Origin of the sequence: Natronorubrum halalkaliphilum (assembly GCF_009834785.1) — an archaeon.
Classification (GTDB): Archaea; Halobacteriota; Halobacteria; order Halobacteriales; family Natrialbaceae; genus Natronorubrum; species Natronorubrum halalkaliphilum.
The window spans coordinates 1-11,722 of record NZ_WUYX01000042.1; the positions used below are offsets into that span (position 1 = coordinate 1).

The following is an 11,722-nucleotide window of genomic DNA, read 5'->3' on the forward strand; positions in this document are numbered from 1 at the left end:
CATACTTTCTGTGCTCTCCCGAGCGCAGTTCATTACCCTGGACAGCCACTGGGTTGGCTGTTCGGGGTTTTTGCAGTTATTCACCGCCCAGTGACGGGACACTCGTTTGGACGGATCGTGTCACGTTCCAGCAGTTACTCCGCGTGTTGCTTTTGGCTGGCTCATGACTCAGATATGTTTGCAATTCAACACCATCACTAGCTGTTCCAAATCCTTTTGGAGCGGGGCTTATTCGGGCCTATGAGAAACCCAGAAGTATGAACGCTGAATCTCTGGATGTCGTCTATGGGCTTCTTTCCGAAGCGCGTCGACGATACGTTCTGTACTACTTTCTGGACAACGAGCACGCAAATATCGATGGGCTTTCCCTGCAGATTGCCGCCTGGGAACGGGATCTCACAGTCGATGCAGTTTCCGAAGATCACAAACAGACAGTGATGCTGTCGCTCATTCATAGTCACCTTCCGAAACTTGCGGACCATAGACTCGTCGAGTACGACGATCGGACTGGAGACGTCATCGCAGATGATGAGTTCGACGACATTCGATCGACTGTCAGCCGGGCCAGAACGGACGACGAACAGGTGGAGGTCACCGGCGACTCGAAGGAGTCGTTCCTGTACAGTGAACCACTGGCACGCTCGGCGAACAACGACCAGAGTGACTAGTTTCGATTCCCGATAAGAGTCGCTTAAGAGTTGTGTCAGTTTTGGAGAAAAACTTGAGCGACTGCTCACGCTCGAGTCACAAAGGTATCGCCCGGAACACTAACGTCCAGCCTCATCCCGTGGCGGCATGCCGCGTCGGCTGGCTAACCCTCGTGCCGGGCAGAGGAGGTAACGAACTCCTCGGTCGGGTGGGCGACGCCCACCGAATTACTGTCGCGTGCCTGGGTTCGCCGTGCTGTCATCGCACCCGAATGGGTCTGCTCGGACGGGGACGTAAGGCACGCAGTGGGATTTAGGGGGACGGACGTTTAACGCTTTCAGTGACCGGACAGGAACCGCGCTAGTGGCGAATCACGTTTCAGGAGAGATCCGGTGGCGTTGCCTGTTCGTCCTCGTGTTCCTCGAGCCACTCTTCGTACGTGTCGGGATCGACGACGTGGACAGTTGCGTCCATTCGCGAGTGGCCGGCCCCGCAGAACTCGGTGCAGACGGCGTTGTACTGGCCGGTTTCGTAAGCGACGGTTCGAACGCGTGTGAATTCTCCGGGGAAGGCGTCTTGTTTGATTCCGAGTTCCTGAACGAACAGCGCGTGAATCACGTCGTCGGCCGTCAGCCACATCGTCACGTCCTCGTCGGCCGGGATCACGATTTCGTCTCTGGTGGTGACGTTCGCGTCGGGGTAGGTCACTTCCCAACCCCACTGATAGCCGCGGACGACGACTTCCTCGTCGTCGGTTTCGGGGAGATCCTCGAGGGAGTCGAGCTCCTCGTCGGTAATATCGCCGTCGCCGGTGAGATCGGCCGGCTGCGAGGGAGAGATGTACGGGCTGACGAGGACACTGTAGCCGGCGATGCCGACGAACAGGAGGATGATAGCGGTCGCAGCAGTCCAGGTGATCTCGAGGGCCGGATCCTCCGCGGTCGGTTTGGGGTCGTCGTTGTCGTAGAACTTGACCGCCGCGTAGACGAGGATCATGAGGACGAACAGCGTCAGCGGGAGAGCGACGTAGAGCAACTGGTATTCGAGGCCGTCGATGAGGTCGCGGTTTTCGGACTGTGCGGCAACTGAACTGGAGAGAGTCACCAGTCCTGCAACCGCCGTGAGTGCGTGTCTACGATAGCGTCGGCGACTGCCCATTGCGGTGGGGTTCTACGACCGGCGTGTTATACGGCCTTCATCGGAACCGAGAGAGTCTCTGTTTATTGAGAGTAATAGATTTTGAAACAGTGGAGTAGCTGTACTGTCGGGAAAAGTGATAGTCATCGGCTTGTCGATTGGCCTTATTGGGATCGATGGTGAGCCATTGGCTATGTACGTCGGGGACAGCGGTGTCCAGTTGCACGCCACCGGGGGTGGCGATCGGCGATGACTCGGGTGTTGGTACAGGTAGCACTGTTCGCTGCGATCGGTATCGGCTGTCTCGCGACGCTTTTTGTTGCACAGCGGCTCCGTGCGGAGCCGTCGCCTGACGGCGGCTATGCGGCTATCGGCGAGCGAGAGGTGACGATACCCGAAGCGAAGGCTGCCGTCGTCCGCTGGACGACGACGACACATCACCGCGAGATCGGTCTTCTCTACATCGCGTTCGGGACTGTTGCAGCGATCTGGGGTGGGATCGATGCGATGATGCTTCGGACGCACCTGCTGACGCCGGCGGCGGACATCTGGCCGGAGCAGACCTACAACGAACTGTTTACGATGCACGGGTTGACGATGCTCATCTTCTTCGTCGCACCCGTTTTTTTTGGGATCGGGAACTATTTTCTGCCGTTGCTGATCGGGGCCGACGATATGGCGTTTCCGCGACTCAACGCCGTCGGATTCTGGCTGTTACCGCCCGCGTTGTTGCTGTCACGGCTCGGTATTATCGCCGAGATAACGTCTAGATCACTCGCGCTGGTGGTTCCTGACTCCTGGCTCGCGTTTCTCTTTGCGTTACGCGAACCGGCGATCGGGTGGACGATGTACGCACCGCTGTCGTCGACGGCACCGGATCCACAGATCAATTTTTTGCTGTTAGGGCTCCACCTGAGTGGCATCGCTACCACGGTCGCCGCGATCAACTTCATCGCGACGGTCGTCTACGAGCGCGACGAGTCGATCGGCTGGGCGAACCTCGATATTTTTTCCTGGAACATGCTCGTCACGAGCGCAATCGCCCTCTTTGCGTTTCCGCTGCTCGGGACCGCCTTGCTCATGCTGCTGTTCGACCGTAACTTCGGGACGACCTTCTTCGCCGTCGAGGGCGGTGGACCGATCCTCTGGCAGCACCTCTTCTGGTTTTGGGGCCATCCCGAGGTGTACATCATCTTCCTCCCGGCGACGGGGCTGATGAGTCTTATCCTCCCGAAGTTCGTCGGACGAAAGCTGTTCGGATTCAAGTTCATCGTCTACTCGACGATCGCTATCGGCGTCCTCTCCTTCGGCGTCTGGGCACACCACATGTTCACGACCGGTATCGATCCCCGAATCCGGGCGAGTTTCATGGCTACCTCGATCGCGATCGCCGTTCCCAGCGCGATCAAGGTGTTCAACTGGATCACGACGATGTGGAACGGGAACGTCAAACTCGCCGCACCGACGATCCTCTGTGTCGGCTCGATCGGCTTGTTTATCGTCGGCGGCGTCACCGGTATCTTTCTCGCCGTGATCCCGGTCGACATCATCTACCACGGGACCTACTACGTCGTGGGCCACTTCCACCTCATCGTCATGGGGATTATTCCCCTCATGATGTTCGCCGCGAGCTACTACTGGTATCCGCTGCTCACCGGTCGGCTGTACGACCGCCGGCTGGCGCTGTTCCAGTCCTCGCTGCTCGTCGCGGGTTCCGCGCTAACGTTCATGACGCTGATGGCGCTCGGATTCATGGAGCACCCGCGACGGTACGCGACCTATCCGGGCGAGTTCCAGTGGCTGCACGTCGTCGCGACCGTCGGTTCGTACGTCATCGGGCTCAGCGTTTTGCTGTGGTTCTACAACATGATCTGGTCGTACTTCCACGGCGAACGCGTCGAGACCGCCGATCCGTGGGACCTCAAGTCGACCAATCAGTTCACGCCGGAGTGGCAATGGTTCGAGACAAAACTCGAGCGCGAGCGCGGCATCGAACCGACCGAACCCGACGAGGTGCGCCGGTCGTACGTCCCGGCACAAGAAGAGCGTCCGCCGTCGCTGTACGGACGGATCAAGCCGGTCGCTCGAACGGTGGCCAACGACGCGAGTGTCGGGGCTGCCGGTGGCCTCGTCGGGACCGTCCTGATGTCGGGCGTTCTCGCCGTCGCCGTCGCGCTCGACGTCTTCGACCTCGAGTCCTTCGCGGGACTCGCGGTCCTGGTCGGGTTGCCGGAGAGCGTCACGCTCGGCTACGCGGTGTTCCTCGCGGGCGGAATGATCACCTGGCCGTTGCTCTTTCTGGCACTGGGCGAGTATCTGCCCGGCGAGCTCTCGCTGGTCACGGGGCTGTGGTATTCGACCGTCATCGCCTCCGGGTTCGCGATCGCGTTCTACACGGGGCAGGTCGCACTCGAGGTGGTCGCCTATCTCGTTTTCGTCCTGATCGCTCACTGGTTGTACGGACTCGGACTCGCCGGAACGATCGAGTACCTGGGTGGACGCCACCCGGCACCGCCGGAGGAGCAACGATGAGCGGCGACGACGGTTCGGAGCGTCCGGACGAGAACGCTGCTGGCGACGATTCGGGGCCGGGATCGGAGTCGGGCTCGGGCTCGAAGCCGGAATCGAAGACGGCCGAAGATCCGCCGGCGACCGGCGAACCGACCGAGTCTGCGGAATCGTATCTCCTGACCTACGCTGCCCCGTTTCTCGGCGTCCTCTTGATCGCCGTCGGTATCCCACTCGCCATCGTCGGCGGCTACGTTGTCATGCAGGATACGATCGGTCTCTGTGGCGATCCCGATATCGAAGTTCGCCATCTCGAGGACGGCGAGCGGCCCGCCGAAACCGTCGGTGATCTCGACTACGACGCGCTCTCGACCGCCGAACAGCAGGCGCTGCGGGATGCGATCGACAGCCCGCTCGAGGAAGCGACGGTCGACGGCGAGGGCTTGGAAAACGAGGACGACTTGCTCGAGGGGGTCGTCATCGACGTCGACGGCGAACGGTACTACGTCCGTATCGCGTCGTTGAACTCCTGTCTCGAGGCGGAACCGTTGCTGTTCCCGATCGGATCGGTAGCGATCCTCGTCGGCGTTGCGGGCGTGTTGACCCCGCCGATCTACCGGAAGATGGCCGGGTTCGAGGAGCGGATTCAGCGGGATCGTGGACGGTGAGTAGACGGTGAATAGGCGTGACGAGACAGCGAGGGACACGCTCTCGTTCGGCGCTATTCAGGGATCGCCGCCCGAAACGAATCGGAGTTACGTCACCGTCGGCCTCGAGGACGGGCCGACGACCGATTCGTCGACACCGGGGCCGACAGACGCCCCGAAAGAGAGGTACTGACGTCGCTGAACGTTCGTGTGATCGGTCGTGACTGACCACCCGGGTTTTTCCCCGCTCGCTGTGGTACGGAGTCTACCCGTGAGGTAAACTCGTGGTCGAAAACGGCGACAAGCGACGTGCCGCGGCGAAGTGTGAACGCTGTGGAGCGATCGGTATCGTGCAAATCTGGGCCGACGGGACGCACAAACCGCTCGGTCAGACCTCGTTCTGTGACTGTCCCGACCCGACGCTCCGTATTCTCGAGGAGGATCTCGAGGCGGGTGATGATCTACCCTGACGTGGCGTGACCGCGTCGGCTGCCGCACGGATGGGGCGGTCACAGCACGGGGTCTGTGGTTTGTTTCTCGTGGCTTGTGGCTTCTTGCTCGTGACTCGTTGTTCGTAGTTCGCACTCGTAGATCGACGACGTCCCGGCCTCAGATCGCCGCGCCCACGTAGAGGACGATCACGAGGAACACCCAGACGAGGTCGACGAAGTGCCAGTACAGCGAGACGGTCGCGACGGAGGTGTCTCGGTTCGGTCCGTAGTGTCCCCGCAGTCCTCGCCAGAACACAACGGCGATGCCGCCGACGCCAAGCGCGACGTGGATGCCGTGGAGTCCGGTAAGTCCGAAGAAGGCGCTACCGAAGACGCCTTCCGAGAGGGTAAAACCCTCGTGGACGACGAACTCGTAGTACTCGTAGACCTGTCCGCCGAGGAAGATCACCCCGAGGGCGAGTGTCGTCCCGAGGAGACCCAAAAATCGCCGCTGATTATCGTCGTGTAACGCCTCGTGAGCGTAGTGGATGGTCACGCTGCTCGCGAGCAGGATCAGCGTGTTGACCAGCACGAGCGAGGTCAAAAGCGGCGGCAGTTCCGCCGGTGGCCACGTGCCGATCCGGACGAAAAAGTAGTAGACGAACAGCGCTCCGAACGTCGAGACGTCGGTCGCGAGAAACAGCAGCGTCGTCGAGACGTACGATTCGCGTGATTTCGTTGGTCCAGCGTGGTCTCGAGCGGGCACGAGAAACGCTTTGTTGACCCAGCCGGCGATTCCGGCGAGCAGGACGATCGTACCGGTGACAGCGATCGCGATACCGAGCACCGGGGGTACGACGCCGGCTGCAGCACCGAGCAGAACGATCGCGAGACCGCTGTAGAGGCCGCCGGCACCGAGCGCGGCGACGAACGGCCAGCGGCTGCGGTGCTCGTGCTCGTCGTGGCCGTGATCGCCGTGAGCCTCCGGTTCGTGCGGGCTGTCGGGACCGACGGGTCCGTCGGGTCCAGCGGGTCCAGCGGGGTCAGAAGGCGAATCATCGCTCGAGACGCCGTGGCCGCCCCCGTCGGCTCGGAACGGGGTCTCGGACGATTGGGTTGGGGTGGCCGGGGTACTCGAGTCCCGCTGGTCTCTACACGGCTCCCGGTCACGTTCCCGATCGGCCATACCCCTGCGTCCACGTCGAGCGGGAAAAAGGATCGGCGCTTACGGACCGGTAAGGAAGTCGTACAGGAGTGACCGGGAGTGACCGGAGCGGATACGGGTTACCGTTGATACTGTCGGACAGCAGTCGATGAGAAGTCGGTCGCGAATTCGCGGCCATCATCCCCGAGGGCGGCCGCAGGAGCGCGACCGATCTTCGAATCGTTCTGTCCGGCAGTACGGATCGACAACTGGTTGCCGAGGGCGATCTCCAGTACACCAACAGCAAAGACGGTCGGTTGGTGCTAGTAAAAGTACTCGTCCTCGCGCAACTGGACGTAACCGCCGTTCCGGTAGTCGAACTTCCGTTTCTTGTAGGACAGCAGGACTTTCGAGGCGCCGAGGCCGGCGGAGTAGCCCTTGCTGATCAGGTTGTTTCCGGTGGCGTCGCCTTGCATGTCGTTGATGACACCGAACGCCCAGTCCCAGTCGTCGGGCTCGTAGTCTTTGACGATATCGGCGAAGGAAACGTTTCGCAGGATTTCGTCGCCGATAGCGCGCTTCCAGACGTCGTTGTAGTTCGCAAGCGAGTCGGTCGCGGCCAGCCGGCCGGCGATCTTCCCCGTCCGGACGGCGACGTGGTAGCCGCCCTCGTGGAACGCCGATGTCGTCCCCATCGCGCCGCCGGCGACGGCGATGTTCGCGCCGACGGGGGAGTCGATCGGGCGCGTCGAGGAGATCGGATACGTCTCCGTCCCCTTGGACTTCCCGCGGTCCTCGACGAGCGGAATGTCCTCTTCGATGTCGTACTCGTCGCCGTACTCCTGTTCGAGCAGCCGACGGATGTACTCGGACCCCGACGGCAGTCGGTCGTCGTCCGGCCGGAGAAGTTTGTACGAACCTGGATTTGCGACGTTCTCGAGTTCCATCCCGATCGGCATCGTCAGCCCGACGCGGGCGACCGTGCCGTCGTTGGGGAACACCCACGGGTACGCGGTCTCGCCGGGCATGTAGCCCCACCAGAACTTGAGGGTGTCCTCGAACTCCTCGAACAGCTCGGGGGGGAAGTCTCGATACTCCTGGTAGGCGATGTGGTTGGCCTTCGGGGGCGAGAGGTGATCCGAAACGCTGCGGCCGGGAGCCGTGAACTGATCCAGCGCGTCGAGGGTGATCCGACGCTGCGGGCCGTCGGCGAGGACGACGTACTGGGCTTCAAGCCGGTCGCCGTTCGAGAGGGTCAGGGTGTGGGTCGGTCCGTTTTCGCTCTCGGCTCGCAGATCCGTCTCGAGGTCTTTGACGCCGGTTCCGACGCGGAGGTCGGCGCCAGCGTCCGCGGCGCGCTCGTGAAGCCAGTCGTCCATTCGGGCGCGGTGGAAGGTGTAGCCGAATTTGGGGTAGCTGGCCTCCATGCCGGTCGTCGTCAGCGTGACGGTGTTCGTGGGGCCGATGAACTCGGTGCCCTCGAGTTCGCGGTGGATGACCTCGTCGGGAATCTCCCGGTAGTCGAAGTCCATGATGTCGATCCAGTAGTCGAGCATACCGGCGGCGTCGGTCGAATCCGGTCCGATTCCGTCGCGGTCTTCCCGCGGGACACCCTGTTCGAAGAGGACGGTCTCGGCGCCGTGGGACGCTGCCCGTTCGGCTGCGGACGTCCCTGCGGGGCCGCCACCGACGATCGCGACGTCTACGCGTTCCATACTCCGTTCGGACTCAGCGGGCCATTATTAAATTGCCTGAACGTCCCGAGGAGGGAAGCGGGTGGTAACTGATGACGCGTGACGCGTGTGGTGACGGGTGGCGCGTGATGGCCAACGAACGAGGACTCGGAATCGGTTGCCGACGAGTGACGGTCGGCAGCCGTCGGGCAGGTGCCCGCGCCATCGTACACGAGCGTCGCTCGAGCGCGCCGCGGGCTGTGGGCTGGGGCCGTGATCTGCAAGCTGTGGCCCGTTCCGGGAAACGAACGCTTTTGCCCGCACCGACCGACGCCACGGACATGAGTGGTGATACCGCGCCGGACGTGCTCGTCCTCCGGACGGGGACACACGGTATGCCGGTCGAGCAGTACGCCGCCGCGATCCGAGAGCGACTGCCCGACCGAACGGTGGAACTGGCACGAACGCCGGCCGAAGAACGCGAAGCGATCCGAGATGCACGGTTCGTTACGGGCATGACCTTCCGCGATGACCTCCTCGAGGCCGCCGAGAACCTCGAGGTATTCGCCTGCGCCTACGCGGGGACCGGCCACCTGCCGCTCGATCGACTCGAAGCGCGCGGGGTCGCGGTGACGAACGCTTCGGGCGTCCACGGCCCGAACATCGGCGAACACGTTCTGGGCGCGATCCTCCGATTTACACGCCGGTTCCACGTCGGCGCGCGCCAGCAGCGCCGCCGGGAGTGGCGCCACTACCAGGCCCACGAACTGCAGGGATCAACGGTGACGATCGTCGGTCTCGGCGCGATCGGCCGAGCGGTCTGTGACCGCCTCGAGCCGTTCGGCGTCGAAACGATCGGCGTGCGCTACACGCCCGAAAAGGGTGGGCCGACGGACGACGTGATCGGGTTCGGCGGTGAGGGATTCGACGAGGCGCTGGCGCGCACCGACTACCTCGTCCTCGCGTGTCCGCTCACGGAGACCACCCGCGGGCTGATCGACGGCGAGGCGTTCGTCACGATGGACCCCGATGCCGTCCTCGTCAACGTCGCCCGCGGCCCGGTCGTCGAGACCGACGCACTCGTCGATGCCCTGCGCTCGAACTGGATTCGCGGGGCATCACTGGACGTTACCGATCCCGAACCGCTCCCGGAAGAACATCCGCTCTGGAACTTCGAGAACGTCCAGATCACGCCGCACAATGCGGGACATACGCCGAACTACTACGAGCGATTGGCGGATATCATCGCCGAAAACGTCCGCCGAGTCGACGCGGACGGAGCGGACGCCGAACTCGAGAACCAGGTTCGTCTCTGATACGGACTGTTGTGCGTCAGTGCCGGCACGACCGCATGACCGCTCTCGCGATCGCCCCGGGTAACAGGTACAGCAGACCGTCTGAGCCTTCGCGTTTGTCGTCGTTTCGCGATCAGTCGTTGCCGACTGCACTTTTTTCACTCAACGGATCGAACGTCGAGTATGGAACAGAGACCGACACCTCTCCACGGCGCTGGCGTACACCGTTTTCACGACCGGATAGGAACGACCCCTGGAGCGGAGGGGTCCCGATGACGCTCTCGTTCGACGGAACGGTTATCGTCCCGGCTGCAGACCCGGACGACGGTGAGCGGACGGCTGAGGCACTCGTCCCGCATCTCACGCCGACCAGTTCGGTCATCATCGTCAACGTGATCGAGAAAGCGGGTGGCGCACCCGATAAGGCCTCGATGGAACAGCGCGAGAAGCACGCCGAAGATATCTTCGAGCGCACGCGACGGCCGCTCCAGTCGACAGATGCGGCGCTCGAGACCGATATCCTCTACGGAACCGATATCGTGGAGCGAATCTTCGCCGAAGCGCAGGACCGAACCGCCGACGCCGTCGTCTTCGCACCGCGGGAAGGCAATCGACTCGCGGAACTGCTGACCGGTGACGTGGCGCGGCGACTGGTTAAAGAGGCGTCCGTGCCGGTAGTCGCGCTCCCACAGCGTGACGTCTGAACCCTGAATCCTGAACCCGCGCTCGCCTAGCCGAAAACGCCCTGAGAATCGATCCGTGCACCGAGAAGGTGTCGAAGACCGACGACCAGCCCGTGGTCGGGGCCCGTCGCCCAGATCGCGGTTTCTTCGATCTGGCCGGGTCGTGGCTGCTCCGTCACGGCACCCAACAGTACCGCCCGCCGATCGACCATGACGATCCGTCCGAGCCACTTGTTTTCGAGGACTGCGGGATCAGCCGCGAGATCCGTGGGGACGACCGTCGCCGAGGGCACGACCCCCTGAACCCGATCGCGGGTCTCCTCGGACGGCACCTCGACGCGAACAGTCACGTCGTCGTCGGCTACGGCGAGGTGCTCGAGAAACTGCTGGTCGAGGAGGTCGCCGTCGGTAACGAGAACGTATATTTCGTCCGTTGCGGCCTCGAGAAACCCGCCGATTCGGTTGGTAACGTGATCGTGGTCGGCGATCGCCCACGCCCCGCTCTCCTCGAGATCGCTCGCCTTCTGGAGATTCGAGAGGGCTTCGTCCGTCGCCTCGATCGTCGCCTCGTACTGCTCTTGCAGTGACTCGAGGGCTGTTGCTTTCGAGATAGCCCGATACTTGCGTGGTTCGGACTGCTGGACGTCGACCAGTCCGCGGCGGTGTAACCGCTCGAGTGCGTCGTAGACGCGCGAGCGGGGGACATCCGAAAGATCGGAGATCTCTGCGGCCGTCGCCGTCGAGACGCGCGAGGCTGCGACGAAGCAGCGCGCCTCGTACTCGGTCAGTCCCAGTTCGCCCAGGAGCTGGACCGCCTGCTCCTCAGTCGGCATGGTTCAGAATTCGTGGGGATCCTACTGGGGCTGGTGCTTGCAGCGGTCACTCGCTTTCCATCTCGATACGATGGAGCAGGGATTCACCCGTTTCGCGCAGGGCGACGGTGTTCGAACCGGGATCGAACTCGACGGCGTCGGCTCCCGCCAACTTCGGTACGTGAGTGTGACGAAGCGAGATGTGAATGCGTCGTCGCGTTCCCAGGAGTGCATCGCCACAACTGGCGAGCGTTCCGTTCTCCCGTCCGTCCTCCTCGAGGGTGAGGTGATCCGCGAGATCCGACAGCGAGACGGGGTCCTCGTTCTCGTCCAGAAAGCGGAGGACGGCTCGGCGTCGCCGATCGGCCAGCAGATCGAAGGCTGCGTCCGTCTCCGTTTCGGCAGCGGAGCCTGCGGAAACCGACGTCAGGGATTCTGGATCGGAGATGACGGGAAGCATACCTCCCGTTAGAATCGTACGTATTTGTACACGCCGCCAAATTGGATAGGTTCGAACGAGTACTGCGACGAAATTCGGCGTCTCGAGAGCACACTGTGGCCGTTGTACAGACGGCGCTGGGTCGGTGTAGACGACGGAGTGAGAGTCGTGAACGTCATACTGTCGGACAGCAGTCACTGATACGGATTGCTGTAACTATGTACCGCCGATCACCAGAGACGGGGTCGGTGATCGGCGGTCATTGACTACAGGAAACCGTATGAGAAGTCGGTCGCGAATTCGCG

General features: G+C 62.5%; 12 protein-coding genes. 7 read left to right on the forward strand and 5 right to left on the reverse strand.

The window, feature by feature from the left end:
• Positions 1–257: 257 nt before the first annotated feature.
• A complete protein-coding gene (locus tag GS429_RS13755; protein WP_160065946.1) occupies positions 258–668 on the forward strand; it encodes a DUF7344 domain-containing protein in 411 nt (136 codons plus the stop codon).
• Positions 669–1,026: 358 nt separating this feature from the next.
• Here the strand turns inward: GS429_RS13755 and coxB are convergent, their stop codons facing one another.
• Complete coding sequence (coxB, locus tag GS429_RS13760) at positions 1,027–1,806, reverse strand: cytochrome c oxidase subunit II (RefSeq protein WP_160065947.1); 780 nt, start codon at positions 1,804–1,806, stop codon at positions 1,027–1,029.
• 228 nt (positions 1,807–2,034) lie between these two features.
• On the opposite strand from coxB, the gene GS429_RS13765 reads away from it, so the two are divergent.
• The 4 genes from GS429_RS13765 (at position 2,035) to GS429_RS13780 (ending at position 5,410) form a co-directional block, all read left to right on the forward strand.
• Entirely contained in the window at positions 2,035–4,317 is a 2,283-nt protein-coding gene (locus GS429_RS13765) for a DUF6789 family protein (RefSeq protein WP_160065948.1), read from the forward strand.
• Complete coding sequence (locus tag GS429_RS13770) at positions 4,314–4,961, forward strand: DUF7979 domain-containing protein (RefSeq protein ID WP_160065949.1); 648 nt, start codon at positions 4,314–4,316, stop codon at positions 4,959–4,961. The genes GS429_RS13765 and GS429_RS13770 overlap by 4 nt, the downstream gene beginning before the upstream one ends.
• 7 nt (positions 4,962–4,968) lie before the next feature.
• A complete protein-coding gene (locus GS429_RS13775) occupies positions 4,969–5,133 on the forward strand; it encodes a hypothetical protein (RefSeq protein WP_160065950.1) in 165 nt (54 codons plus the stop codon).
• 91 nt (positions 5,134–5,224) lie between these two features.
• The gene (locus GS429_RS13780; protein WP_160065951.1) at positions 5,225–5,410 is read left to right on the forward strand and encodes a hypothetical protein; all 186 of its coding nucleotides are present in this window, start codon (positions 5,225–5,227) and stop codon (positions 5,408–5,410) included.
• Positions 5,411–5,549: 139 nt separating this feature from the next.
• Here GS429_RS13780 and GS429_RS13785 read toward each other — a convergent pair whose 3' ends face one another.
• Together GS429_RS13785 and GS429_RS13790 are read right to left on the reverse strand one after the other, a co-directional pair.
• Complete coding sequence (locus tag GS429_RS13785; protein WP_160065952.1) at positions 5,550–6,557, reverse strand: cytochrome c oxidase subunit 3; 1,008 nt, start codon at positions 6,555–6,557, stop codon at positions 5,550–5,552.
• 281 nt (positions 6,558–6,838) lie between these two features.
• Entirely contained in the window at positions 6,839–8,230 is a 1,392-nt protein-coding gene (locus GS429_RS13790; RefSeq protein ID WP_160065953.1) for an NAD(P)/FAD-dependent oxidoreductase, read from the reverse strand.
• Positions 8,231–8,529: 299 nt separating this feature from the next.
• On the opposite strand from GS429_RS13790, the gene GS429_RS13795 reads away from it, so the two are divergent.
• Together GS429_RS13795 and GS429_RS13800 are read left to right on the forward strand one after the other, a co-directional pair.
• Entirely contained in the window at positions 8,530–9,504 is a 975-nt protein-coding gene (locus tag GS429_RS13795; protein ID WP_201294018.1) for a D-2-hydroxyacid dehydrogenase, read from the forward strand.
• Between the two features lie 251 nt (positions 9,505–9,755).
• Positions 9,756–10,187 (forward strand): universal stress protein, encoded by a 432-nt coding sequence (locus GS429_RS13800; protein WP_160065954.1) that lies wholly within the window; start codon positions 9,756–9,758, stop codon positions 10,185–10,187.
• A gap of 26 nt (positions 10,188–10,213) precedes the next feature.
• On the opposite strand, the gene GS429_RS13805 is transcribed toward GS429_RS13800, so the two are convergent.
• The gene (locus tag GS429_RS13805; protein WP_160065955.1) at positions 10,214–10,999 is read right to left on the reverse strand and encodes a TrmB family transcriptional regulator; all 786 of its coding nucleotides are present in this window, start codon (positions 10,997–10,999) and stop codon (positions 10,214–10,216) included.
• Between the two features lie 46 nt (positions 11,000–11,045).
• Positions 11,046–11,438, reverse strand: coding sequence for a DUF7344 domain-containing protein (locus GS429_RS13810; protein WP_160065956.1), 393 nt, complete (start codon positions 11,436–11,438; stop codon positions 11,046–11,048).
• Between the last annotated feature and the right edge of the window lie 284 nt (positions 11,439–11,722).